Origin of the sequence: Sphaerobacter thermophilus DSM 20745, assembly GCF_000024985.1 — a bacterium.
Lineage (GTDB): Bacteria > Chloroflexota > Chloroflexia > Thermomicrobiales > Thermomicrobiaceae > Sphaerobacter > Sphaerobacter thermophilus.
Genome location: NC_013523.1, coordinates 330,485 through 355,912, shown reverse-complemented (window position 1 = coordinate 355,912; position 25,428 = coordinate 330,485). Strand labels below are relative to the sequence as shown.

The window sequence follows — 25,428 nt, the reverse complement described above, 5'->3', positions numbered from 1 at the left end:
ATCCGCGGGCAGTCGGCCTAATCATCTCATGCTCCCGCGGCCCTGACGAGTCGCCGGTCCCGAAGTTCGAACGTATACGGACCGACGTAGACGGTCGCCGGCCGCTGCGCGTCCCGCAGGCGGACCATGACCCGCTGGTCCTCAATGACGAACTCGTGCTCCGGGTTGGGTACATGCGGCTCGACGAAGAGGTGCTCGACCGCCTCCATACCACCCAATCGCTCGATCGCCCGGGTGGCGAGGTCCCGGGCGCGTGTCTCATCCATCGCTCTGTCTCCCAATCGACTGCTCTATCGCACTCGCGCCGCGGGCACGCGAATACGTTGCCCACTGGCGCACTGCCTCCGGGAAACCGCAAGCGTGGTGCCGGTGCTGGCAGTTGACATTCGCCCTACCCGTTCCTATGATCGCCCCCTACCATATGACTGCGGGTTTGGTCGAGGAGTGAGATCGGTGACTGCCCTGCTCTATCTGGACGACAGCTACCTGCGAACGTTCGATGCGACCGTGACCGCGGTGGTCGGGGAGACCGGCGTGGTTCTCGACCGCACCGCGTTCTACCCCGGCGGCGGCGGCCAGCCCCACGACCTCGGCACGCTAACCGACGGCACACACTCCTGGCAGGTCGTGCGCATCGCCCGCGAGGACGGTCAGATCGTGCACGTGTTGGAAGGTGGTGCTCCGCCCCCGCCCGGCACCGCGCTCCGGGGTGAGATCGACTGGGATCGACGGTACCGTCTCATGCGCATGCACTCCGCGCTCCACGTCCTCTGCGGCGTCGTCTTCCGCGAGTACGGCGCGCTGGTCACCGGCGGCAACATGGGCCCCGACAAAGCACGCATGGACTTTGAACTGGAAGACCTCAATCCGGAGCGCGTGGCCCACATCGAGCGGACCGCCAACGAGCGGATCGCCGCGGGACTGCCGATCTCCTGGCGCACCCTGCCGCGCGAGGAGGCATTCCAGATCCCCGACCTGATCCGCACCAAGATCAACCTCTTGCCCGCCCACATCCAGGAGGTGCGGGTGGTCGAGATCGAAGGGCTCGATCTGCAGGCCGACGGTGGCACCCACGTGCGCAACACCCGCGAAATCGGCGGCCTGAAGGTCATCGGCACCCGCAGCAAAGGCCGCATCAACAAGCGGCTGGAGATCGCGCTGGTCGACGACGCCGTAGACGAGGAGCGCGGGGAGTGAGCACTGACTGGGGCACCCACCTGGCCCACCGCGCCGCACGGATCCAGCCGAGCCTCCGCCTCGACCTCGACCCGCTGCTCACCGACCCCGGAACGATCTACCTCGGCGGGGGGACGCCACCTGTCGAGTGCCTGCCGATCGACCGCCTGGCGGAGGCCGCGCGCCAGGTCTGGGCGGAGCTCGACCCGGCCACGCTCTATTACGACGAGACACCCGGCCATCGTCCCCTTCGCGAGCTGATCGCCGCGCGCATGCGGCGGCGCGGCGCCGAGGTCGACCCTGACAACATTCTGATCACGGCCGGCGCGCAGCAGGGGATCGACCTCGTCGCCCGGTTGCTGCTCAATCCCGGCGACCGGGTCGTCATCGAGGAGCCGGGCTACTTTGGTGGCTTCCAGGTGTTCGACCACTACGAGGCGCAGTACCTCACCGTCCCCGTCGATGACGAGGGGATCGTCCCGGAGGCGTTAGCACGCGCGCTCGACACCTCGCCGCGCCCCAAGTTCATCTACACGGTGGCGACCTTCCAGAACCCGACCGGCGTCACCGGCAGCCCGGCTCGGCGCCGGGAGATCCTGGCCCTGGCTCGCGAGTTCGGCGTGCCGGTGGTGGAGGACGACCCGTACGGCGAGCTCTGGTTCGAGCGCGACCCCGGCCCACTCCGCGCGCTCGACCCGGACGTGATTTACATCGGCACCTTCTCCAAGACCCTCGCCCCGGCGCTGCGCATGGGCTGGGTAGCCGCCCCGCAGGAGCTGATGCGCCTCTTGATCGACGCCAAGGAGGCGGTCGACATCCAGAGCGACCGAATGATGCAGCGGACCGTCGTCCAGGTCTGCGCCGATGGCTGGCTCGACGCGCACCTCGACCAAGCACGCGCCGTCTACCGCGCCCGCTGGGAGGCCGTCCGCGCCGCGCTGGAGCGCGCCATGCCGCCCGGTGTCCGCTGGACGGAGCCTGAGGGCGGCTACTTCTTCTGGGTAACGCTGCCCGACGGGATCGATACCAGCGCGCTGCTGCCGGAGTGTGCCGCGGCCGGTGTCGTCTACCTGCCTGGCAGCCTCTTCTACCCCGACATGCGGCCCAGTGCGTCGCTCCGCATCGGCTTCTCGACGTTGCCGCCGGAGGACCTGACGCTAGGGATCGAACGACTCGGCCAGGTATTCCACGGCGCTCTGGCCGGGGGAAGGCGGGCCGGACCATGAGCGGCGAGCAGGCAGACATCCAGGTGCTCCAGGTCGACGGGCGCGAGATCGTCGTCACCAGCCCGGACAAGGTCCTGTGGCCGCAGGACGGGCTGACCAAGACCGACCTGCTCGACTACTACCAGGCCGTGGCCCCGGCCATGCTGCCCTACCTCCGCGATCATCCGGTGACCCTGCGCGTCTTCCCCGGCGGGATCGATCGACCGGGCCACTACCGCCGCGACCTGCCGAAGGACGCACCTGATTGGCTGCCGAGTGCGACCTACAGCCCGGCGTCACGCGCCGGGGAGCTGCACCCGCCGCTAATCCCGGACGCGGCGGCTCTGCTCTGGTACGCGGAGCGCGGCGCGATCGAGTTTCATATTTGGCTTGCGACCGCAGACCGCCTGGAACAGCCGGACTGGGCCGTGTTCGACCTCGACCCGGGCGACGAGGTGGACTTCCCCGCGGTGCTGGACGCTGCGCTGCTGGTCCGCGACACGCTGGCGGCGCAAGGCATCGACGGCTACCCAAAGACCAGCGGCGGGCGGGGACTGCACGTCTTCGTCCCGCTCGAACCCGTCCACGACTTCGCGGCGGTGCGCGACTGGGTGCGGGGCATCGCCGCCCAGTTGGCCGAGGAGCACCCGGACCAGATCGCGGTCGCCGCCCGCGGGACACACGAGGGGCAGCGCGTGACCGTCGACCACGCACAGAACAGCGTCGCGCGCAACACGGCGGCGCCCTATACCGCGCGCGGGCATCCAGGGGCCCCGGTCTCCGCGCCGGTCACCTGGGACGAGGTAGCCGCCGGCACGATACGGCCAGACCAGTTCACCCTGCGCACCATGCCCGAACGGATCCAGCAGCTCGGCGATCTCTGGGCCCCCGCCCTGAACGCGCCCCAGCGCCTGCCAGGCTGAGTGCGTCGCCCCGCGCGCACCTCGAGAGCGGCGAGCCTGGCACGGGCCGGGGGACGCCACGGGAGCAACGGGGCATACGTACCAATGCGAAGCAGCGCACCCCGAGGGTGCGGCGGGGCGAAAATGGTAGAATCTAACTTTGAAGGGCGGCTGGCTCACTGAGCCGGCGGCCTCTACGACGGAGCGGACATGCAGAACCAGTCCACACGGTGGCACGCCACGACCATCCTCGGCGTCCAGCGGGATGGGGATGTCGCGCTCGCCGGGGACGGGCAGGTCACCTACGGCGACGTGGTGATGAAGCACGGAGCGCGGAAGATCCGCACGCTCCTCGACGGCCAGGTCGTGGCCGGCTTCGCAGGCGCCGTCGCCGATGCCCTCACGCTGTTCGAGAAGTTCGAAACCCACCTGCGCGACTGGGACGGTAACCTGCGCCGTGCGGCAGTGGAGCTCGCCAAGGAGTGGCGCACTGATCGCTACCTGCGCCGCCTCGAAGCGCAGTTGATCGTGGCCGACGGCGACTCGCTGCTGGTGATCTCCGGCGAGGGTGATGTGATCGAGCCGGACGACGGGGTGGCCGCGATCGGCACTGGCGCGCCCTACGCCACCGCCGCGGCACGGGCGCTGCTGCAGCATACCGACATGCCCGCCCGCGAGATCGCCGAGGCGGCCATGCGTGTGACCGCGGACCTGTGCATCTACACCAACGACCACATCGTGATCGAGACAACCAGGCGGCAGGATGAAGCCCAGAACGACTGACCAGATGACCCACGACGCAGCCACCAGAGACCCGATCGGCGCCATGACGCCGCGCCAGATCGTGGAGGCGCTCAACCGCTACATCGTCGGCCAGGATCAGGCCAAGCGGGCAGTGGCGATCGCGCTCCGTAACCGCTGGCGCCGCCAGCATCTCCCCGAGGGGCTGCGGCAGGAGGTCATGCCCAAGAACATCTTGATGATCGGACCGACCGGGGTCGGGAAGACGGAGATCGCCCGCCGCGTCGCAACCATCGCCGACGCGCCCTTCCTCAAGGTGGAAGCAACGAAGTTCACCGAGGTTGGCTACGTCGGCCGCGACGTCGAGACGATCGTGCGCGATCTCGTCGAGGTCAGCATCGGCATGCTCCACGGGCAGCGGCTCGAAGCCGTGCGGGAGGAGGCCAGCTCTGCCGCCATCCAGCGTCTGGCCGACTTGCTGATCGAGCAGCGCGCCGCTAACCGGCGCGGACGACGCAAGGAAACGCCGCGCGAGGCCGAGGCGATCCAGGACCCCGAGCAGCGACGGCGGCACGAGGCGAACGTCCGCCGCCGGCTGGCGCGGCAGCGCGCCCGGATGCTCGACCTGCTCCAGAAGGAAGCGCTCGAGGATGAGACGGTCGAACTGGAGACCGATCAGGAGTTCGACGCGATCATCCCGCTGGAGTTCGCCGCGGGCATGAGCCCCGAGGAACTCCACGAGACCTTCAGCGAGTTGCTGGAGGGCTTCGCGCCGCGCCGTCGCTCGCGCAAGGTCTCGGTTCGGGAGGCGCGCCAGATCCTGACCCAGCAGGAGGCAAACCGGCTGGTGGACTTCGACTCGGTGGTCGAGGAGGCGGTCCGCCGCGCCGAGGAGCACGGCATCATCTTCATTGACGAGATCGACAAGCTGATCAATCCCAACGGCGACTACGGGCCGGACGTCTCGGGGGAAGGCGTCCAGCGTGACCTGCTCCCCATCGTCGAGGGGTCGGTGGTCAACACCCGCTACGGGCCGATCAAGACCGACCACATCCTCTTCATCGCGGCGGGTTCGTTCCAGACCGTGCGCCCGTCCGACCTGATCCCGGAGCTGCAAGGGCGGTTCCCGATCCGGGTCGAGCTGGACCACCTGAGCGAGGACGACCTGTTCGCGATCCTGACCCAGCCCGACAACGCGCTCACGCGCCAGTACCAGGCCCTGCTCGCCGCCGAGGACGTCGAGCTCGTCTTCACGGAGGATGGCCTGCGGGAGATTGCACGCATCGCCGCGGAGGTGAACGCCCGCACCGAGGACATCGGTGCCCGGCGCCTGCACACCATCGTCGAGCGCGTGCTGGAGGACATCTCCTTCGAGGCCCCCGACCGTAGGGGTGAGCGGGTGGTCATCGACCGCGACTATGTACTCCAGCGCGTGGAAGACATCGCGGCCGACGACGACCTGAGCAAGTTCATCCTCTGAGCCTGTGCCCCGGCCGCGCAGCGCCATGCGCCGCGGCCGGGCGGGGAGGGGAAACAGGGGAGGGAGGGGAACGCTGGACCAGCAGCGGATTCGGGTGCGGCTCCAGAAGCTCTCGGTCATCTTGCCGGTCTACAACGAGGCAGACACGCTCGGGGAGATCCTCCAGCAAATCCGCGCCGTCGAGTTGCCCTGCGACCGCGAGATCATCGCCGTTGACGACTGCTCGACCGACGGCAGCCGCGAGTACCTGCTGGCAGAGGCGGCGCGCAGCAGCGACCTGATCGTCCTGACGCACGATCGCAACCTGGGGAAAGGCGCGGCCGTGCGTACCGCGCTGGGGGCCATCACCGGCGACGTCGTCGTCATCCAGGACGCCGATCTGGAGTACGACCCGCGCGACTACACTCGGCTGCTGCGACCGATCCAGGAGGGTCGCTCGAAGGTCGTCTACGGGTCGCGCTTCCTGGGCGAGCACAAGGCAATGTACTTCTGGTACGCGGTCGGCAACCGCTTCCTCACCCTGACGACCAACATCCTGTTCAACACGACCCTCACCGACATGGAGACCTGCTACAAGGTCTTTACCGCAGACGTGGCCCGCTCGATCAAGCTCCGCTCCAACCGCTGGGGCTTCGACCCCGAGATCACCGCCAAGATCCTCAAGCAGGGACACCGGATCTACGAGGTGCCCGTCGCGTACAATGGGCGGGAGTTCTGGGAGGGGAAGAAGATCACCTGGAAGGACGGGCTCACCGTCCTGGCGACCCTGCTGCGCTACCGCCTGTTCGACTAGCTGCCGGATGCAGGGTGACGGAGAGAGGGAGACCGATGAGTGACGCGGCCATCGCCGTCGATCTGGGTGGGACGAACATCCGCGCCGCTCTCGTGACGCGCGACGGCGCGATCCGGCACCTGATCCGCCGCCCGACCCTGGCACAGGAGGGCCCGGAGGCCGTCATCGACCGGATCGTCGCCCTGATCACAGAGGTGGCGGACCGCGAGGGAGCGGACACCAGCATCCCCGTCGGCTTGTCGGCGCCGGGTCCGCTCAACCCGATCGCCGGTGTGGTCTACTTCGCCACCAACATGCCCGGCTGGGACGACATCCCCATCCGCGACATCCTGCAGCAACGCACGCAACGCGCGGTTATGATCGGCAACGACGGCAACAACGCGGCGCTCGGCGAAGCGATGTTCGGTGTGGCCCGAGGCGTGCAGCACATGATCTACATTGCCCTGGGAACCGGTGTCGGCGGCGGCATCATCTCCCACGGACAGTTGATCGAGGGCACCCGCGGGCTCGGCGGCGAGGTGGGTCACGTCTCGATCGACCCGTCCGGGCCGCGCTGCCACTGCGGCGGCATCGGCTGTGTCGAAGCCTACGCCGCCGGCTGGGCCATCGCGCGCGATGGCGAGTTGCTCGTCCACTCCGAGCGATCCCGCACCATCGCCGAGATCGCCGCGGGTGGGCCGATCACCGCTGCGGTCGTGGCCGAGGCCGCCCGCGCAGGGGACCCCGCCGCGCGCGCCGTCTACGAGCGGGCTGGTCGCGCCCTCGGCGTCGGGCTCGCCGGCTTCGTCAATCTCTTCAACCCCGAGATGATCGTCCTCGGGGGCGGCGTGGCCGAGTCGGCCGACCTGCTGCTCGACGCGCTGCGCGAGACCCTGCCCCGCTACGCGATGGCACAGATCTACCCCGACGTGCGGATCGAACGGTCGGCACTCCGTGCCCACACCGGGATCGTCGGCGCGGCCGCGCGCGTCTTCTACACTGAGAGCGGGAACCTCGGCGCCCCCAGCGCCTGACGCGCCACGGCCGCTCGGTGAGAGCGAGCACGATGCCCAGACAGGACCGCCATCCGCAGCCCTCTTCGAGGCCCAGCCCGGCCGCCGCCGCCCGGCTGAGCCGCCGCGCGTTGCTGGCCGCCGGAGCGCTCGCGCTGCTCGCGGCCTGTCGCGGCGGCAGCGCCGGCTCCGCAACTGACTCCACACCCGTCAGCCGGGGCAGCCAATCTCCCGCCGCTCGACCGTCGCCCGCCGGTGCGGCGTCCCCCCAGCCGACATCGCCAGCCACGGCCCTCAGCACGCCGCCGGCGAGCGGCCCCCAGGTCTTCTACCAATGGGGCTTCGCGGCCGACCCGATCAGTCACGACTTCAACGCCAACCGCTACTGCGGCGGGGAGCCGGAGTTGTGGGCCGGGCTGCTGACGCTCACCCCCGACTTCGAGCCGGTCGCGGACTGGGCCGAGGCCTGGAGCACCAGCCCGGACGGGCTCACCTGGACCTTCCGGCTGCGGCCTAACAACCGCGGCTGGTCCAACGGCGACCCCGTCACCGCTCACGACTTCGTCTGGTCCTGGCAGCGGAAACTCAATCCCGAGACGGCCGCGCCCGACGCGCCGCTCCTGTACGACATCGTGGGTGCCCGGGAGATCCACACGGCGGGCGCGCCTCCGGAAGCCCTGGGCGCCCGCGCTGCCGACGACTGGACGCTCGACGTCGACCTCACCGGCCCCAGCCCACGCTTCCTCGTCATCATCGCCTCCGTCGCCGGGTTCCCGGCCCACCGCCCCTCGGTTGAGCGCCACGGCGACCGCTGGACCGAGGCCGGCAACTGTGTCTCCAACGGCCCGTTCATCCTGACGCGGTGGGAGCGCGGCGTGGCGTTCGAAATCGCCCGCAACCCCAACTACTGGGACGCCGCGCGGGTCGCGCTCGACCGCTGTATCACGCCGATCCTCCCGCTCGACCAGGGTCTGGCTCCCTACGACGACCGTCAGGTGGACTACATCGCCGTCCCGCGGCCGGACCTGCCGGTGGTGCGCAACAGCCCGAATCTGTCGCGCCAGCTCGGCCGCGCCGTCGAGGCGGCCGTGTGGTGCCTCATCCCGCAGGTCACCATGCCGCCCTTCGACGACCTCCGCGTGCGGCAGGCGATCAGCCGCGCCATCGACCGGGAGCGCATCGTCCAGATCACCGAGGGACGTGCCCTGGGCGCCACGAGCCTCATGCCGGTCGGCATGCCCGGGCACTTCAACGATGCTGAGATCGTCCAGATCCAGCAGTTCGACGTCGACGCCGCGCTGGCGCTCCTGGAGGACACGCCCTTCGCCGGGGGGCAGAACTGGCCACCGCTAACCCTCACCATGCGCCAGTCCGATTCGGATGCGGAGCTGATCGCCAACGACGTGATCAGCCAGCTCCGCGAGAACCTCGGCCTCAGCCTCTCACTCGACATCCTCGAACGCGAGGACTTTGACGCCGCGGTCCGGGCGCACGAGCCCGCGCTGATCTGGCTCCGCTGGTGGTTCCACTACCCGGACCCGCACAACGGCTACGGCGACCTCTTCGCGCCCGAGGATCCGCTGCCGCGGCGGCTCGCCTGGGAGGATCCCGCCTACACCGACCTGGTACGCCGCGCCCGCGAGGAGTCTGATCCTGCGGCGCGCCTCGATCTATACCGTCAGTGCGAGCAGACACTGCAGAGCGCGGCAATCTACATCCCGGTCGCCTACCCGGTCACCTGGTATCTCTTCAAGCCGTGGGTGAGCGGCATCCCCACCAACAGCCGAGGCGACTGGCTCCCCCGCGGCGAACTCTTCACCCGCATGAAGGCCCATCTGCGCATCGAGAACCGCCCCGAGGCATAGGTCGTCCTGGCTGGGACGCATTGGTTGTAGGACTCAACGCACGCGTGTGCTATCCTGCACGGCGAATCGTCCATTGGAAGACGCCCCGCCACGCGGCCGGGGGTGATGAGAGCGGGAGACGCCGATGTCAGAAGCACACCCGAAATATCTCTGGTGGAACGGCCGTCAGATGCCATGGGAAGATGCGACCATCCACGTGACCGAGATCGGCTGGTCCACGGTCGGCGCAATCTTCGAGGGCATCCGGGCGTATTGGAACCCCGACCATGGGGAGGCGTACATCTTCCGGCTGCGCGAGCACATGGAGCGCTTCAGCCAGTCGATGAAGCTTGTCCGCCTGGACCAGGACTACTCCACCGACCAGCTCATCGATGCCATCGTCCAGCTGGTGCGTGACAACGAGCATCGGGAGGACGTGTACATCCGTCCGCTGGCCTACCGCAGCGGCGACGGCAAGTCCTTCAGCGGGTTCGGCAGCGAGGCGTCGATCCTGATCAACACGCGACCGATGCCGTCGCACCTCCTGACCGGCAAGACGCAGCACGCCGGCATCAGCTCCTGGACGCGCATCTCGGACAACGTGATGCCGCCGCGGGTCAAGAACCTCTCCAACTACCGCAACGGGCAACTGGCCAACATGGAGGCAGCGGCCAACGGCTATGACACCGCCATCCTGCTCAACGCACAGGGGAAAGTCGCTGAGGGCCCCGGCGCCTGCCTGATGCTGGTCCGCAACGGCAAGCTGATCACCCCGGATGTCACCAGCAGCATCCTGGAGAGCATCACGCGTGACGCGCTGATCACCATGGCCCGGCAGGACCTGGGGCTGGAGGTGGAGGAGCGGCCGGTCGACCGGACCGAACTCTACGTCGCCGACGAAGTCTTCTTCTGCGGCACGGCGGCCGAGATCACGCCGATCGTCTCGGTCGACCGCTATCAGGTGGGCGACGGCACGCCCGGCCCGATCACCCGCCGGCTGGAGCAGCTCTACCACGACGTCCTGCGCGGCATCGACCCGCGCTACGCCGAGTGGCGCACCCCGGTCGGCCTCGCCAAGCTCGCCCCGACCGGCGACTAAGCCACTCCCAGGGAGACGGCATCTCGCCGGCGCCAACCTGGAGGACACGAACGATAACCGCCCGCGGCGTGTGCCGCGGGCGGTTCCGTTCCGGATGCGTCGATAGCCCTCGGTGTCGTCGGGGATGCGGCCGCCTGCCCCTTCAGAACCCGGCGGCGTGGCCGCCACGGCGGGGATCGGCCGCGCCATGAAGGCGACCGGACTCGTCGCGCATCACCGTCTGCACCGAGCCCATGTGCCAGTTGTAGTCACCCAGCGACGCCACGTCGATGCCGAGCCGCACCAGACCCCGCAGCGTCGCTTCCGGGAAGCGGGTCTCGACCGCGATCGTGCCGATCTCCCAGCCCATCCCCCGGCCGCCCTCGGCCCGCAACTGCAGGCGCGGCGCATCGATCGCCGCCTCGAGGTCCATGCGGTGGTGAAGCAGGTTCAGGAGGACCAGCGCCACGGCCTGGCAGGCAGCACCGGGCGAGCCGATTCCGATCCACGGCTGGCCGTCACGCAGCACGAGGACCGGTGCCAGCGGCGTCGTGATCCGCCGGCCGGGTCCCACCGAGACGCCTCCGAAGTAGCTCGGATTCCCGCTGTTGACGCTGATCCCGTCGACCACCAGCCCCGTGCCGAACGGCGTGCCGTAGACCGTGTGCAGCATCGTCAGCCAGTTGCCCGCAGCGTCGACGATGACGATGTGGTTGCTGTCGGTCGACCCCGGACCAGGCTGCGGCGGCGCCGCGACGAGGTTGTCATCAGGCAGAGGCAAATCCACCGTGGGGAAGCTCTCCGTCAGCAGGCGAGCTTGCAGGCTCAGGAACTCGTCCGACAGCAAGATGTCGAACGGCACCCCGAACGCGGTGGGGTCCTGGCAGTAGCGGGCGGTATAGTGCGCCGCCACACCGAGCGCCCGCGCCACCAGCGCCGTGGCGCGGGCCGACCCGTGCCATGGCTCGGCCGGGTCGATGCCCACGCGCTCCAGGATCCCCAGCGCGACACCCACGAACGCCGCGCCGTACTCCGGCGCGTCGCCGCCGAGCAGGTCATAGCCGAAGGCGCGGAAGCGGAGCGGCTCAGCCCAGCGCGGCTCATAACCCGCCATATCCTCCAGCGTTACCGAGCCGCCGGTCTGCTGCACCGCCTCGACGAAGCGCTGCGCCCACTCGCCCCGCTGGAACCACTCGACGCCGTCCGGCTGGGCCAGCCGGCGCAGCGCCGCCGCGAGCGCGGGCTGGCGGTGCAGGTGGCCGACCGGCGTCAGGTAGCCGGCAGGGGTGTAGAACGCCCGCCCCGACGGGTAGTGGGTCAGCCGGTCGTAGGATGCGGCCATCTCGCCGTAGAGGAAGGAGTACATCGGGAAGCCGTCGTCCGCCACCTTGATGGCCGGCTCGAAGTAGGAAGCCCACGGCCGGGTGCCGAAGCGTTCGGCCAGGGCCTGCATCCCGCGCACGGTGCCCGGCACAGCGATGCGCTGACCCGACTCCTCCGGCGCGTCCCTGGGCGGGATCGGCCCACCCGACGGGCGGTCCAACTCCGCATTCAGGTAGTAGGCCCGCCCGGAGGCCGCCTCCCAGTAGACCAGGCCGAAGCCGCCGGCCAGCGTCGACATGTGCGGCTCGACCACGTGCTGCAGCGGCATGGCGGTCAGCAGCGCGTCGATCGCGTTGCCCCCCTCGCGCAGCACCTGCACCGCGGCCTCGGTGACCATCGGGTGCGAGGTCGAAACCATCGCCCGCTCACCGACGGCCACCTCCTTCGGCCCCTGCTCCGGCGCCGGGAGATGGTCGAACGGCCATGCCGGATTGTCGCTGGGCATCCGTGTTCCCCTTCCCTTGCGGCGACGTGCCCTAGGCGCCCGAGAAGAGCCCCTCGTCGGCCATCCGAGCGACGGTGCGGTCGAACGCCTCGATGGTCTTGGCGATGTCCTCCTCCGAGTGGGCCGCGCTCAGCAAGCCGCCGCCGTGGAAGAGATCGACCCCCTCGTTGATCATGCCCTGGTGCAGCGCCAGCGAGAGCTTCGGCGCCGGGCCCCGCTTGAGCACCACCGGGTCGACACCCTCCGGCATGCGCAGGTCTCCGCTCGTCATGTTGGAGCACTCCACCCCAAGCATGACGTGGAAGACCGAGGACTCGCCATAGCAGAAGCCCGGAACCCCGCGGCGCACCAGCACCTCATTGAAGCCGGCGCGGATCTTCGCCGCCATCTCGTCGGCGTGGCGTTGCACCCGCGGGTCGGCCACCATCTGCAGACAGGTCGCCCCGGCCACGGCTGAGAGCGGGTTGGCGTTGAAGGTTCCCGGATGCCCGACCTTGCGCCACCCCGGATCGTCGCGGAACTCCAGCAGCGCCATCACGTCGTCTCGGCCGCCGACCGCTCCGCCCGGCAGACCACCAGCCACAATCTTCGCCATGGTGGTCAGATCCGGTGTGACGTTGAAGCGCTCCTGCGCCCCACCCGGCGCCCAGCGGAAACCGGTGATGACCTCGTCAAAGATCAGCAGCGTGTCGTGCTTCTTGGTGACCTCACGCAGGCGCTGGAGGAATCCTTCCGGCAGCGGGATCGTCGCGTATGACGCACCACTCGGCTCCAGGATCACCCCCGCGATATCGCCGGCGGCCAGGCGCTGCTCCACGAAGTCCAGATCGTTGACCGGCGCCACCACCACCGTGTCGGCCACGGCCTGCGGGACACCCGGCGGCGGCGGGCCATCGAACGGCGGCTGCTCCCCTTTGATGGCGTAGTCCTGCCAGCCATGGAAGTGGCCGGCGAACTTCATGATCTTGTCCCGCCCGGTAAAGGCTCGTGCCAGCCGCATGGCCATCAGCGTCGCCTCGGTACCGGACGAGGTGAACTTGACCCGCTCGACCGACGGCACCAGGTTGCAGACCCGCTGGCCCCACTCGATCTCCAGGTCGTGCCCAGCCCCGAAGTGCGTGCCGCGGCGCACCTGATCAGCCACCGCCTCGGCGATCTCCGGATGGCTATGCCCCAGGATCAGCGCCCCGTGGCCCATGGAATAGTCGATCAGTTCATGGCCGTCGACATCCCACTTCTTCGACCCCTGCGCCCGCTCGGCGTAGATCGGGAAGGGACGCAGGTAGCGCACATCGTGCGTGACGCCGCTGGGGAAGGCCCGCACCGCGCGCTCGTAGCGCTCCCGCGAGCCGGGGTGCCGCTCAATGTACTCCTGCTCGATCGTTTTCCTCATCTGGCTGGCCATCGCAGCCGTTCCTTCCTCAGCCTGACCTTATGTCCTTTCAGGTGCAGCCCACACCCGACCCCGGATTATCCCCATCATGACTGCCGGTGTAAACCGGCGGAGCGGGATCGCGACCAGAGCATCGGTTCTTGGCATTAACACACCGTGCTCGCGCCGGCGCGGCCAGGCAAGCCTTGACAGAATTACACCTGCGTGCAATCCTGGCAATTGCCAGGAGGAGGCTAGAGGATGGTTACGGCCGCGCTCGCTATTCCAGACGACCTGCTCGCGGCGCTCGAAGCCGGAGAGCTGACGACCGATCAACTGCGACGCCTCATCGAGCTTGAAGCGAACCGCCTGGGTATGACCTTCGACGAGGCGGTCGAGCGTGCCCGCCAGGACCGACTCCCGCGAACTCCTCAAGGCTTCGACTTGCAGTTCCACATTCTCATGTTGGATGCCTAGCGTCCGATGCCGATCCGGGGTCGGTCGCTCGCGCATGCTGTACGGATCTTCGTCGATTACCTCAACACCGTCCTCCACTCTACTGTGACTCAGACGCCGTTAAGCTTCGAGGTTGTCCCGTCTCAAAACCGCGCCAACATCCGCTTCCGCGCGCACGGCAACTCCACGACTGCGGTACTGGCCACGCGCTTCGGCCGGATGGGCCTCTATATCGGTCAAGTTTGCGAGGCGCCACGCGACGCGGATGACACGTACATCCTGCGAACGATTAGCTACCGCTACGCCCTATATAGGGACGGGATCGACGAACCGATTCTCCGTTGGGAGTACGTCCGCTTTCCTGGCGCCAATGCCCAATACTGCCGTCACCACATCCAGGGACCGATCGCGGTTCCCCTGGCCGACGCCCCGGATCGACATCCCTCGCTCAACGACTGGCACCTGCCGACTGGCTGGGTCACGATCGAGGAGGTCCTGCGCTTCTGCATCGTAGATCTTGGCGTTCGGCCCCTGAGCCCTAACTGGGATTCGATCCTTCGTGAAAGCTACGAACGCTTCAAGACCGAGTTCTCGCCACTCGGTGAGGCATAACCACTGGATAGGGCTCCGGTTGCCCTCTGCACGGGCCGACTCGACCCCGCCACCACCGTGACCACTTGTCACCGACAGCGAATCGGCCAGGCTGCTACACTTCCCACATGGAAACCTCGGCCTCCACGCGGAAACAGCTTTATGTCGATGCCGCCGTGGATACGCCCGTCAGCGATCGGCGGCGGTTGCTGACCTATGCCCTGCCGGAGCACCTGGCCGGGCGCGTCGCACCGCGCCACCTGATCTGGGTCCCGCTGCGCAAGGAGCTGCGGCTGGCGATCGTGGTGCGGGTCCACGACGAGGCGCCCGCCTTCCCGGTGCGGCCTGTTTACGCCCCGGTCGAGCCTGCCTTCTGCCTTTCCGAGCGCCAGTGGGAGCTGATCCAGTGGATCGCGGAGACCACGCTCTGCTCCCTGTTTGAGGCCGCGAGCCCGTGCCTCCCGCCCGGGGTGGGTCAGCGCAGCGTCGAGCACTTGCGGCTGCGGTCGCCGGACGGTGCAGGCGATCACCAACTCACCCGGACCCAGCAGGCACTGGTGGATCTCCTCGCGGAGCGAGGGGAGACAAGCCTGGAGGCGGCACGTAAGGCGCTCGGCCGCTCGCTGACCTCGGTCGTCGCCAAGCTCGAAGCGGCAGGAGTCATCGAGCGGACCGCGCGCGTTGTCTCCGGCGCACCGCGGACGCCCACCGCCCGCTATGTCCGGTTGATCACTCCGGACGGAGTCGACCTGCATCGCGCCCCGGCCCAGCGGCGGGCCCTGGAAGTTATCCGCCGCCGCGTGGCGCTGGCCGGGGATGAGCCGATCCCCTGGCACGATCTGGTGCGCCGGCCGGGCGTCACCGCTGCCGCGCTCCAGGCACTGGCAGAGCGCGGTGTGATCGAGATCCTGGAACTCCCGTCGCCGAGTGCTCCGCCGGCGCAGCCGCGCCCAGGGGCGGGCAGCACCTACCTGACCCCCGAGCAGGCGGCCGCCTGGCGCACGCTGCTGGCAGCGCTGCGGGCGGGCGAGCCGGAGGAGTTCCTGCTACACGGCATCACCGGGAGCGGCAAGACCGAGATCTACCTGCGGGCCGCCGCGTGGTGCGTCGGACGCGGCAAGCAGGTCATCATGCTGGTGCCGGAGATCGCGTTGGCGGCGCAGACCGTGGCGCGTTTCAACGAGCGCTTCCCCGGCCAGGTCGCGGTACTCCACAGCACACTCCCGCCCGCCACCCGCTACCACACCTGGCGCGCCGTCGCCGAGGGCCGCATCCCAATTGTCGTCGGCCCCCGTTCAGCGCTGTTCGCCCCGCTGGAGCGGGTGGGCCTGGTGATCCTCGACGAGGAGCACGAGGGTGCCTACAAGCAGGACAATCCACCCCGCTACCACGCGCGGGAGGTGGCGCGGCGGCTGATCCGCCAGCACAACGCCGTCCTCCTGCTCGGCAGTGCCACCCCCGACGTCACGACCTATTACGCCGCCGAGACGGGCGCCATCCGGCTGCTCGAACTCCCCACCCGCGTCGGCCCGCGCGTACTCGGGAAGCGTGGCCGGCCGGAGCACCGGACCCTGGACCTCCCCGAGGTCCAGGTCGTCGATATGCGCCTGGAACTGTCCCAGGGGCACACCCACATCTTCAGCCGCCCGTTGCAGGCCGCGCTGCGCAGGGCTGTGGAGTCAGGGGAACAGGCGATCCTCTTCCTCAACCGCCGAGGGGCCGCCACGCTGATCCAGTGTCGCGCCTGCGGCCACGTCGAGCAGTGCCCCTTCTGCGATGTGCCGCTCGTCTACCACGCGGACCAGCGGCTGCTCCTCTGCCATCGCTGCAATCAGCGCCAGCCGCCGCCCAGCCGCTGCCCGGCCTGCGGCAGCAGCGCCGTCGGCTACTACGGCACCGGGACCCAACGGGTGGAGGCGGAGGTGCGGCGCCTGATCCCGGGCGCTCGTGTGCTCCGCTGGGATCAGGACGCGCTCCGCCGGGGCGTGGAGCATCGCCACCTGATGCAGCGAGTGCTGCGCCACGAGGTGGACGTCATTGTCGGCACCCAGATGGTCGCCAAGGGGCTCGACTTCCCGCTGGTATCCACCGTCGGCATCATCAACGCCGACACCCTGCTCCACCTGCCCGACATCCGCTCGGCCGAGCGCACCTTCCAGCTCCTGACACAGGTGGCCGGCCGCGCGGGGCGGCGAACGCCGGGCGCGCGGGTCATCGTTCAGTCGTACACACCCGACCATTACGCGATCGACGCCGCCAGCCGCCACGACTATGCGGCCTTCTACCGGGAGGAGATCGCCTTCCGGCGGAAGCACGGCTACCCGCCCTTCCGCCGCCTGATCCGCTTCGTCTACCGCCACCCGGACGAGGTGACCTGCCAGACCACGGCGGCCGAGGTCGCCGACCTGCTGGCCGCCACCGCCGACCGGCTCGGCGCGCGCGATGTCGACCTGCTCGGTCCCACCCCGGCCTTCACCGCCAAGGTTCGCGGCCGCTACCAGTGGCAGATCCTGCTGCGCGGCGCCGACAGCCACGCGGTCGCCAGCGCCGTCGACCTCGACCCCGGCTGGGCCATCGATGTCGACCCCCTGAGCGTGCTGTGATGCGCAGATCGCGGCGTGCGGTTCGGTCCCCGGCCTTGAGGGGCGCATTGCGGACTCCTGGCGTAGCGGGGAAGCACACGACGTTTGAGCAGCCATCCTGGCCCATGTGCTCGTGACAGGATAGGCATCCCTCCAAAGCGCCGGCGGGGGTCGGAACCCGGCTGTCGGTCTCCCTGGTCAGCAGGCGAAGAACAGGAGCGCGAGGAAGACCACGACTCCAATGACAGCCGCCCATGGGATCCAGGATTCCATCCGGCCCACTCCTTCAACGGCCTCGATCGAGCCGGTGGGCAACCGGCCCGCGGCTAGTCCCCACCGGCGCGCTTCCGGCGCGATCGCGCTGTGGCCCTCCCTGACGCGTCGTCGTGGCTGCGGCTCTGGCGGAACTCCGCCTCCGCGGTGTCAAGATCTCGCTCAGTACCCTCTTCGATGTCGATGAACGTCGCCCGCGCATCGGTCACCGCGCGGATCAACTCGTCCAGCTTTAGTTGTGTGGCGCGGGCGTCCCGGTTCTGCGTGGCCTGAATGAGGAAGACCATGAGGAAAGTCACGATGGTCGTGCCGGTATTGATGACGAGTTGCCAGGTGTCGCTGAAACCGAACCAGGTGCCGGAGGCGGCCCAGATGATGATGACAGCACAGGCCACCAGGAACGCCAGGTACGAGCCAACCATCCTGGCGATGCGGCTTGAGAGGCGGTCGAAGGCATCTCGCATGCCCGGTACTCCCTATCTCGATGCGAGCGTGGGACAAACCGATCTGCCAGGACGCAAAGGGCGTGCCGCCTCCGACCCGAAATGAGGCGCGATCGAACGGGGAACACGGCCCTCCCCCCGACCCCTCTCCCAACTCTGGGAGACTGGAGTACGCCCCACTACGCAGCACGCAATACGCAGTACGCAATACTGATGACGCATGACGTATGACGTTTAACGCATGAGAAACCCATTCCCCCTCTCCCACAAGGCGAGAGGAGGTTAGGGGGTGAGGGGTGTCCGGCCCACTACGCCACGCCGAACGCCTGCACCCACTTCTGGGCGAGGTCGAGGAGCGGGCTGGACAGGAGACCAAAGACGAGTGTGCCGATCGCCATCAGTGCCAGCCCGGTGCCGAGGAGCGGCGTCCGCTGCGTCTTCCAGTCACCGACCGGCTCGTTGAAGTACATGACCGCCACGACGCGCAGGTAGAAGAAGGCCGAGACGGCGCTCATGACCACAACCGCCACGGCCAGCCAGATCAGGCCCACCTGCACCGCGGCGAGAATCACGTAGTACTTAGCGTAGAAGCCGAGCAGCGGCGGCAGACCCATCAGCGACAGCATGAAGACCGTCATGGCGAGCGCCGCCAGCGGGCTGCGCGCCGCCAGGCCGCGGAAGTCATCGAGGGTCACCCCGAGGCCACGCGCCTGCAACCACGTCACGACGCCGAAGGCGCCGATGTTCATAAAGGCGTAGCTGAACAGGTAGAAGAGTACGCTGCTGACGCTGCGGTCGTCCGCGCTCATGCCGCTGTACGCCGCCAGCCCGACGAGGATGTAGCCGGTGTGGCCGATCGAGGAGTAGCCGAGCATACGCTTGACGTCGCGCTGGGCGATCGCCACCACATTGCCGTAGACCATGGTGGCCAGCGCCAGGATCGCGATCAGGGTGAGCCAGGAGTCGCTGAGCGGACCCAGCGCCTGCACCAGCACCCGCGCCATGGCGGCGAAGCCCGCCACCTTCGGCACGACCGACATGTAGCCGCTGACCGGCGTCGGCGCGCCCTGATAGGCGTCCGGCGTCCACATGTGGAAGGGGACCGCGGCGATCTTGAACCCGAGGCCGATCGCCAGCAGCAGCAGCGCCAGCAGCAGCGACGCCTCGATGCCGCCCTCGCCGGTGATGACCGGCCGCAGCCGGGCCGCGATCTCGTCCAGCGCCGTGGTGCCGGTGGCGCCGTAGGTCCAGGCCATGCCGTAGATCAGGATCGCCGTGGCGAAGGCGCCGAGCAGGAAGTACTTCAGGGCGCCCTCAAGCGAGGTGGTGCGCCGCCGGGCGAACCCGGTCAGCGCGTAGACGGCGAGCGACCCCATCTCGATGCCGAGGAAGATCATGAGCAGGTCACCGGCCGCGCCGACCAGCATCGTGCCCAGGATCGAGAAGAGGAGCAGCGCCAGGTACTCCGGCAGCGGCAGGCCGCCCGGCTCCTCTGCCCCCTCCACGTAGGACGATGAGATCATGACCGAGAGAATACCGGCGAGGCCGACGACGATGTTGATGAAGAGGCTGAAGTAGTCGGCCTTGAACATGCCGTTGAAGGTGGACTGCCCGGCGTCCCAGTCGATCGTGAGGTTCGACAGGAGCGAGAGCGCGAGGCCGGCCAGCGCCACCCAGGTCAACGCGCTATGCTGCCGGCGCGGCAGGATGAGGTCCCCGGCGAGCACGACCACGATCGTGCCCAGCAGGATCAGCTCGGGGACGATCAGACCCCACTCCGGCCGTACGAGTTCGACGACTGGCACCCTCGTGTCTCCTTCGCAAGGCGGGCGGCGGGGAAGCCCCGCCGCACCGCGCTACCGTGTGAACGCGCCGGTCGCTAGAAGCCGATCCCGCCGAACGGCTTCGCCACCAACTCGAGCGCCGTCCGCAGGAAGTTCATAAACCACTGCGGGTAGACGCCCATCCAGATCGTAAGCACCGCCAGCGGCGCCAGGGTCATGGCCTCGCGCCACGTCACGTCGCGGAACGTGCGCGGGTCGACCACGTCGCCGCCGTGCTCGGCACCGCCCATCACCGGCCGCGGCTCGTCCCCGGCCAGCTTCGCCTCCGGGTCGTTCGCGTCCGGCGGCTCACCCGGAGCGCGCTGCCAGGCGACCCGCTGGTACATCCACAGCATGTACCAGGCGGAGAAGATCACGACCAGGAAGGCGATGACGCCCGCCGCGCGCTCGGCGCGGAAGGCTCCCAGAATCGAGAGGAACTCGCCAACGAAGCCGGACAGCCCGGGCAGCCCGAGTGAGGCGAAGGTGAAGAGCCCGAGGAACGAGGCATAGACCGGCATGTTGGTCGCCAGGCCGCCGAAGCGGCTGATGAGTCGCGTATGGCCCCGGTCGTAGATCACGCCGACGCACAGGAAGAGCGCGCTGGTCACCAGCCCGTGGCTGAGCATCACGATCATCGCGCCGTAGAGGCCCTGCGCGTTGAAGGCGAAGATGCCCAGGGTCACAAACCCCATGTGGCTGACCGAGGAGTAGGCCACCAGCTTCTTCAGATCGGGCTGCACCAGGGCCACCAGTGCGCCGTAGATGATGCCGATCACCGAGAGCACGATGATCACCGGCGCCCAGTCCCGCGCCGCGTCGGGGAAGAGGGGCAGGTTGAAGCGGAGCAGACCATAGCCGCCCATCTTCAGCAGCACGCCCGCCAGCAGCACCGACCCGGCCGTCGGCGCCTCAACGTGGGCGTCGGGAAGCCAGGTGTGGAACGGCCACATCGGCACCTTGATCGCGAAGGCGATGAAGAAGGCGGCGAAGACCCACATCTGGAACGTGTAGCCGTAGTTGCCCTGCTGCAACTGCAGCACGTCCAGCGTGCGGATGCCCGTCTGCTCGAAGTAGGACTGGTAGAGCGCGATGATGCCGACCAGCATCAAGAGGCTGCCGGCCAGGGTGTAGAGGAAGAACTTGACGGCCGCGTAGACCCGGTTGGCGCTGCCCCACACGCCGATCAACAGCGCCATCGGGATCAGCATGACCTCCCAGAAGATGTAGAAGAGGAAGAGGTCGAGGCTGACGAAGACGCCGAGCATCCCCGTCTCCAGCATCAGCATGGTGATCATGTACTCACGCACGCGGTGCTGGATCGAGGACCAGGAGGCCACGATGCCGATAGTCGTCAGGAGCGTGCTCAGGACGATCAGCAGGACGCTGATGCCGTCCACCCCAAAGTGGTAGGAGACACCCAGCGCCGGCAACCATTCGAACCGCTCGACGAACTGCATGCCGCTCGCACTGGTGTCGAAGCCGGCCAGCATCACGAGCGACAGGGCGAGCGACACCAGCGACGCCCCCAGCGCGACCCAGCGGGCCGCCTGCGGCGACGCCTTCGGCCAAAAGAAGATGATCGCGGCGCCGACCAGCGGCACGTAGGTCAACGCACTCAGAATCGGGAAACCGTCCACCTGCGCTCCTCTACCGCCTACTGGAACAGGTTGCTACCGACGATCAGGTAGACCCCGACGATGATCACGGTCCCGAGCGCGATGGCGAGCGCGTAGTTCGCCACCAGACCGGTCTGGACCCGCCGCCAGCGCTGCGCGGTGAAGCTCACCAGCGCGGCCACGCCATTGACCGTGCCGTCGATGATCTGCACGTCCACCACCCGCCACAGCCAGACCGACAACCGGTAGAGCGGGTGCACGATCAGGGTCTCGTAGATCTCGTCGAAGTACCACCGGCGATACGCGAGTTGATAGAGCGGGCCGAACCGCTCCGCGATCGTCGCCGGGTTGAGCGAGCCGCGGATGTACGCCGCGTAGGCCAGGCCGAGCCCTGCCAGGGCGATCGCCGTCGAGATGGCGCCGAACGTCAGGGTGGTCGCCGTCGAGACGTGGTGCGCCTCGGCGCCGTGGCCGCTGAAGACCGGCTCAAGGAAGTGATGGAAGGCGCCGTTCTCGGGCGGGAAGCCCACGAACCCGGCCAGCATCGCGCCCACCGCCAGGATCAGCAGCGGGATCGTCATCACGGCCGGCGATTCATGCGGCTTGACATGGCGCCGGTCGAAGCGCTCCTCCCCGTGGAAGGTGAGGAACACGACCCGGAACATGTAGAGCGAGGTGAAGAGCGCCGCGATCAGCCCTACGATGGCGATGATCGGCCGGCCGCCGACCCAGGCGCCGACGATGATTTCATCCTTGCTCCAGAACCCGGCGAAGGGGAGGATGCCGGCATTGGCCGCCGATCCGATCAGGAAGGTCCAATAGGTGACCGGCATGTACTTCTTCAGGCCGCCCATGTGGCGCATGTCCTGCTCGTCGTGCATGGCGTGGATCACGCTCCCGGCGCCGAGGAAGAGCAGGCCCTTGAAGAAGGCGTGGGTCATCAGGTGGAAGATGGCCGCGGCCCAGGCCCCGACGCCCAGCGCGAAGGCCATGTAGCCGAGCTGGCTGACCGTCGAGTAGGCGATCACCTTCTTGATGTCGTACTGCGTCAGCCCGATCGTCGCGGCCACGAAGGCGGTCGCCGCGCCGATAATCGCCACCACCAGCATCGCATCCGGCGAGGCGGCGAAGATCGGCCAGGAGCGGGCGACCATGAAGATACCGGCCGTCACCATCGTCGCGGCGTGGATCAGCGCCGAGACCGGCGTCGGGCCCTCCATGGCGTCCGGCAACCAGACGAAGAGCGGAATCTGCGCCGACTTCCCGATGGCGCCGGTGAACAGCAGCAGCGCGATGATGGTCACCGTACCCTGGGGCAGGCTGGCCACGCGCTCGAACACCCCGGCGTACTCCAGGGTGCCCAGGTTGACGAAGATCAGCATGACACCCAGGCCGAAGCCGAAGTCGCCGATCCGGTTGACGACGAACGCCTTCTTCGCCGCTTGCGCCGCCGAGCGCCGCCGGTACCAAAAGCCGATCAGCAGGAAGGAACAGAGCCCCACCGCCTCCCAGAAGAAGAAGAGCAGGAGGTAGTTGTTGGCGAGGACCAGCATCAGCATTGAGAAGACGAAGAGCGGGAGGTAGGCGAAGAAGCGGTAGAAGCCGGGGTCGCCGTGCATGTACCCGACGGAGTAGATGTGCACAAGTAGGCCGACGCCGGTGACGACCAGCAGCATCACGGCGGTCAACTGGTCAACGGTCAGCGTGACCGGGATCTGGAAGTCGCCCGCCGGGATCCAGGTGAAGAGATGCTGGCTGACCGCCTCGCCATCGCCCGCTACCTGGGCAAAGACGGCGACGCTGACCGCGAATGCGGTCGCTACCCCGAGGATCGCGAGCCAGTGGGCCCGGTCCCGGATGTACCAGCGGCCGAAGAGAAAGTTGATGACCGCGGCGGCGAGCGGCGCCAGTGGAATGAGAAACAACCAGTTGGCCATCGCGACGGCTACTCCCCTACCTGCGCCCTACTCCACCGGCCGTGCTCGCCGGCAGCCTCCTCAGCGATGCGCAGTCGTGCCACACCAGACCCCCGCGCCTGTCTACTCCCGCAGCTCGCGGACCTTGTCGATGTCCACCGTGTCGAGGCGCCGGGACAGCGCCATGATGATGCCCAGGCCGACCACCGCCTCAGCCGCGGCGACCGCGATGATGAACAGGGCGAAGGTCTGACCCACCAGCGAGTTCTGCTCCCAGGCGAAGCCGATGAAGCTGACGTTCACGGCGTTGAACATCAGCTCGACGCACATGAAGATGACGAGCACGTTGCGGCGCGTCAGCACGCCCATCATCCCGATGATGAAGAGGGCCGCGCTGAGCACAAGAAAATGGCTGGAGGTCAACTCACTCATGACCGGCGCCGCTCCCCCCAAACCGGTTGATCGAGGAAATCATCACCAGACTTGGCCATAACCAGCTCGCGCTCGCCCGTCTCCGGCTTGATCCGGTCGCCCGCCACCGCAGGCAGAGCCGGCAGCTCCACGCCGTTCGCGCCGTCGGCGCCGCGCGGGTGGCCCAGCGAGATGGTCAGCGTGTCGCGGGCAACGCGCCGCACACGAGGCGTTTCGGGTCGGGCCAACACGAGCGCGCCGATGGTGGCCACCAGCAACAGCAGCGCGGTGGCCTGAATCGGCAAGACATAGCCGGAGTAGAGCACCTGGCCCAGCGCCTGGGTATTCCCGCCGACAGCCTGGACCGCCTGCTCCGACCAGGGGCCCGGCTGCCCGACGACGGTGCGGGTCAGGATTGCGGCCAGCACCTCACCCAGCAGGACCAGGCCGAGGATGAGCGCCAGCACGCGCTGGATCGGGCGCCCGCCGTGGAATTCGGGCAGGTCCTCGGGATGAACGAGCATGATCACGAACAGGACGAGCACCAGGATGGCGCCCGTGTAGACGATGATCTGCGCCGCCGCCAGGAACTCGGCTCGCAGGATGACGTAGATCGCGGCGACGTTGACGAAGCTGACGACGAGCGACAGCGCGCTGTGGACCGGCTTGCGCGCCAGCACGACGCCGGCCGCTGCCAGCACGGCCACCGCCCCCAGAATGTCGAATACCAGGACCTCAGCAGACATGACGCGGATCGTCTCCTCGTCGCTTCATCACGCACCACGGGCGATCCGAGCCCGCGCCGCCTAGAGTAGACCTAACCCCCAAAGTCGAATCAACCCGGTCAGCGCGACGTTGATCACGGCCAGCGGCAGCAGAACTTTCCACGCCAGGCCCATCAACTGGTCGTACCGGAAGCGCGGCAGGGTGGTGCGCAGCCAGATGTAGAACAGGAGGAACAGCGCGGCCTTGGCCGCCAGCCACCAGACGCCGTCCGCGATCGGTCCATCGATACCGCCGAGGAAGAGCGTCGCCGCCATGAACGACACGACGATCATGTTGATGTACTCGGCCAGGAAGAAGAAGGAGAAGCGGAAGCCCGAGTACTCGGTATGGAAGCCGCCGATCAACTCGGTCTCGGCCTCGGGCAGGTCAAACGGCGCGCGGTTGGTTTCGGCCACGGCCGCGATCAGGAAGAGCACGAAGCCGAGCGGCTGGCTCAGGATGTACCAGTTGGGAATCTGGATCGCGCCCCCGAACAGGGTCAGCGGCTGCTGCTGGGCGTTGAGGATTTCCACGAGGCTGAGCGAGCCCGACAGGATGAAGATCCCCACCAGCGACAGGCCGAGCACGAGTTCGTAGCTCACCACCTGGGCCGCAGAGCGCAGCGCCCCCAGCAGCGAGTAGCGGCTGCCGGAGGCGTAGCCGCCCAGGATGATGCCGTAGACCCCCATGCCGCCCAACGCCAGCACGTAGAGGACGGCGACGTTGATGTCCGCCACGTAGAGATTGACGTCGTAGCCGAAGACGGTGATCGTGCCGCCGAAGGGGATGACCGCGGCGGACAGGGGAGCCAGCACGAAGGAGATCAACGGGGCGATCAGGAAGACCAGCCGGTCCGCGTTCTTGGGGACGATGTCCTCTTTGGCCAGGAGCTTGACCCCGTCGGCGATGGGCTGGAGCAGGCCGAAGGGACCGGTGCGGTTCGGCCCGACCCGGTCCTGCATCGCGGCCATCACCTTGCGCTCGATGTACGTCATGTAGGCCATCAAGCCCAGCATGACGTTGAGCACGATGAACGCGAAGATGTAGCTGCTGATGAACGCAGACCAGTTCATGCGCGCCTCTGCCTCAAGCTCCCCGTTGCTCCCCTACACCCCCGCCCCGGGCGCTCCCCCTGCCC

Annotated in this window: 22 protein-coding genes; 12 read left to right on the top strand and 10 right to left on the bottom strand. The window is 68.2% G+C overall.

The window, feature by feature from the left end; genetic code table 11:
- Positions 1-26: 26 nt before the first annotated feature.
- Positions 27-266, bottom strand: a complete 240-nt coding sequence (locus STHE_RS01550) for a hypothetical protein (RefSeq protein ID WP_012870804.1) — start codon at positions 264-266, stop codon at positions 27-29.
- 187 nt (positions 267-453) lie between these two features.
- Between STHE_RS01550 and alaXM the strand changes: the two genes are divergently transcribed.
- From alaXM to STHE_RS01505, 9 genes are all read left to right on the top strand, one after another.
- A complete protein-coding gene (gene alaXM / locus STHE_RS01545; RefSeq protein ID WP_012870803.1) occupies positions 454-1,197 on the top strand; it encodes an alanyl-tRNA editing protein AlaXM in 744 nt (247 codons plus the stop codon).
- The gene (locus STHE_RS01540; protein WP_012870802.1) at positions 1,194-2,402 is read left to right on the top strand and encodes an aminotransferase-like domain-containing protein; all 1,209 of its coding nucleotides are present in this window, start codon (positions 1,194-1,196) and stop codon (positions 2,400-2,402) included. Before alaXM ends, STHE_RS01540 begins: the two co-directional genes overlap by 4 nt.
- A complete protein-coding gene (gene ligD, locus STHE_RS01535) occupies positions 2,399-3,304 on the top strand; it encodes a non-homologous end-joining DNA ligase (protein WP_012870801.1) in 906 nt (301 codons plus the stop codon). Before STHE_RS01540 ends, ligD begins: the two co-directional genes overlap by 4 nt.
- Positions 3,305-3,493: 189 nt before the next feature.
- Complete coding sequence (gene hslV / locus STHE_RS01530; RefSeq protein WP_012870800.1) at positions 3,494-4,066, top strand: ATP-dependent protease subunit HslV; 573 nt, start codon at positions 3,494-3,496, stop codon at positions 4,064-4,066.
- 4 nt (positions 4,067-4,070) lie between these two features.
- Positions 4,071-5,504 (top strand): ATP-dependent protease ATPase subunit HslU, encoded by a 1,434-nt coding sequence (gene hslU / locus STHE_RS01525; protein ID WP_052295243.1) that lies wholly within the window; start codon positions 4,071-4,073, stop codon positions 5,502-5,504.
- A gap of 94 nt (positions 5,505-5,598) precedes the next feature.
- Positions 5,599-6,297, top strand: a complete 699-nt coding sequence (locus STHE_RS01520) for a glycosyltransferase family 2 protein (RefSeq protein WP_012870798.1) — start codon at positions 5,599-5,601, stop codon at positions 6,295-6,297.
- Between the two features lie 35 nt (positions 6,298-6,332).
- Complete coding sequence (locus STHE_RS01515) at positions 6,333-7,310, top strand: ROK family protein (RefSeq protein ID WP_012870797.1); 978 nt, start codon at positions 6,333-6,335, stop codon at positions 7,308-7,310.
- A 32-nt stretch (positions 7,311-7,342) separates the two neighbouring features.
- Positions 7,343-9,154 carry a peptide ABC transporter substrate-binding protein gene (locus STHE_RS01510; RefSeq protein WP_012870796.1) on the top strand — a complete coding sequence of 604 codons (1,812 nt, stop codon included), beginning with the start codon at positions 7,343-7,345 and terminating at the stop codon, positions 9,152-9,154.
- A gap of 124 nt (positions 9,155-9,278) precedes the next feature.
- Positions 9,279-10,232, top strand: a complete 954-nt coding sequence (locus STHE_RS01505) for a branched-chain amino acid transaminase (RefSeq protein WP_012870795.1) — start codon at positions 9,279-9,281, stop codon at positions 10,230-10,232.
- 142 nt (positions 10,233-10,374) lie between these two features.
- On the opposite strand, the gene STHE_RS01500 is transcribed toward STHE_RS01505, so the two are convergent.
- Both STHE_RS01500 and STHE_RS01495 read right to left on the bottom strand, forming a co-directional pair.
- Positions 10,375-12,039, bottom strand: coding sequence for a gamma-glutamyltransferase (locus STHE_RS01500; protein WP_012870794.1), 1,665 nt, complete (start codon positions 12,037-12,039; stop codon positions 10,375-10,377).
- A 31-nt stretch (positions 12,040-12,070) separates the two neighbouring features.
- The gene (locus STHE_RS01495) at positions 12,071-13,444 is read right to left on the bottom strand and encodes an aspartate aminotransferase family protein (protein WP_012870793.1); all 1,374 of its coding nucleotides are present in this window, start codon (positions 13,442-13,444) and stop codon (positions 12,071-12,073) included.
- A gap of 228 nt (positions 13,445-13,672) precedes the next feature.
- Between STHE_RS01495 and STHE_RS01490 the strand changes: the two genes are divergently transcribed.
- From STHE_RS01490 to priA, 3 genes are all read left to right on the top strand, one after another.
- Positions 13,673-13,888: a hypothetical protein gene (locus STHE_RS01490; RefSeq protein WP_012870792.1), complete on the top strand. Its 216-nt coding sequence runs from the start codon at positions 13,673-13,675 to the stop codon at positions 13,886-13,888.
- Between the two features lie 6 nt (positions 13,889-13,894).
- Complete coding sequence (locus tag STHE_RS01485) at positions 13,895-14,479, top strand: hypothetical protein (protein WP_012870791.1); 585 nt, start codon at positions 13,895-13,897, stop codon at positions 14,477-14,479.
- 155 nt (positions 14,480-14,634) lie between these two features.
- Positions 14,635-17,061 (top strand): replication restart helicase PriA, encoded by a 2,427-nt coding sequence (gene priA, locus STHE_RS01480; protein ID WP_245534865.1) that lies wholly within the window; start codon positions 14,635-14,637, stop codon positions 17,059-17,061.
- 305 nt (positions 17,062-17,366) lie between these two features.
- Here priA and STHE_RS01475 read toward each other — a convergent pair whose 3' ends face one another.
- The 7 genes from STHE_RS01475 to nuoH form a co-directional block, all read right to left on the bottom strand.
- Positions 17,367-17,777: a low affinity iron permease family protein gene (locus STHE_RS01475; RefSeq protein ID WP_012870789.1), complete on the bottom strand. Its 411-nt coding sequence runs from the start codon at positions 17,775-17,777 to the stop codon at positions 17,367-17,369.
- A 287-nt stretch (positions 17,778-18,064) separates the two neighbouring features.
- The gene (locus STHE_RS01470) at positions 18,065-19,561 is read right to left on the bottom strand and encodes an NADH-quinone oxidoreductase subunit N (RefSeq protein ID WP_012870788.1); all 1,497 of its coding nucleotides are present in this window, start codon (positions 19,559-19,561) and stop codon (positions 18,065-18,067) included.
- A gap of 74 nt (positions 19,562-19,635) precedes the next feature.
- A complete protein-coding gene (locus tag STHE_RS01465) occupies positions 19,636-21,219 on the bottom strand; it encodes an NADH-quinone oxidoreductase subunit M (protein ID WP_012870787.1) in 1,584 nt (527 codons plus the stop codon).
- Positions 21,220-21,236: 17 nt separating this feature from the next.
- Positions 21,237-23,135 (bottom strand): NADH-quinone oxidoreductase subunit L, encoded by a 1,899-nt coding sequence (nuoL, locus tag STHE_RS01460; RefSeq protein ID WP_012870786.1) that lies wholly within the window; start codon positions 23,133-23,135, stop codon positions 21,237-21,239.
- A gap of 102 nt (positions 23,136-23,237) precedes the next feature.
- Entirely contained in the window at positions 23,238-23,546 is a 309-nt protein-coding gene (nuoK, locus tag STHE_RS01455) for an NADH-quinone oxidoreductase subunit NuoK (protein WP_012870785.1), read from the bottom strand.
- Positions 23,543-24,271, bottom strand: coding sequence for an NADH-quinone oxidoreductase subunit J family protein (locus STHE_RS01450; RefSeq protein ID WP_012870784.1), 729 nt, complete (start codon positions 24,269-24,271; stop codon positions 23,543-23,545). Before STHE_RS01450 ends, nuoK begins: the two co-directional genes overlap by 4 nt.
- A gap of 60 nt (positions 24,272-24,331) precedes the next feature.
- A complete protein-coding gene (gene nuoH / locus STHE_RS01445) occupies positions 24,332-25,363 on the bottom strand; it encodes an NADH-quinone oxidoreductase subunit NuoH (RefSeq protein ID WP_012870783.1) in 1,032 nt (343 codons plus the stop codon).
- Positions 25,364-25,428 lie beyond the last annotated feature (65 nt).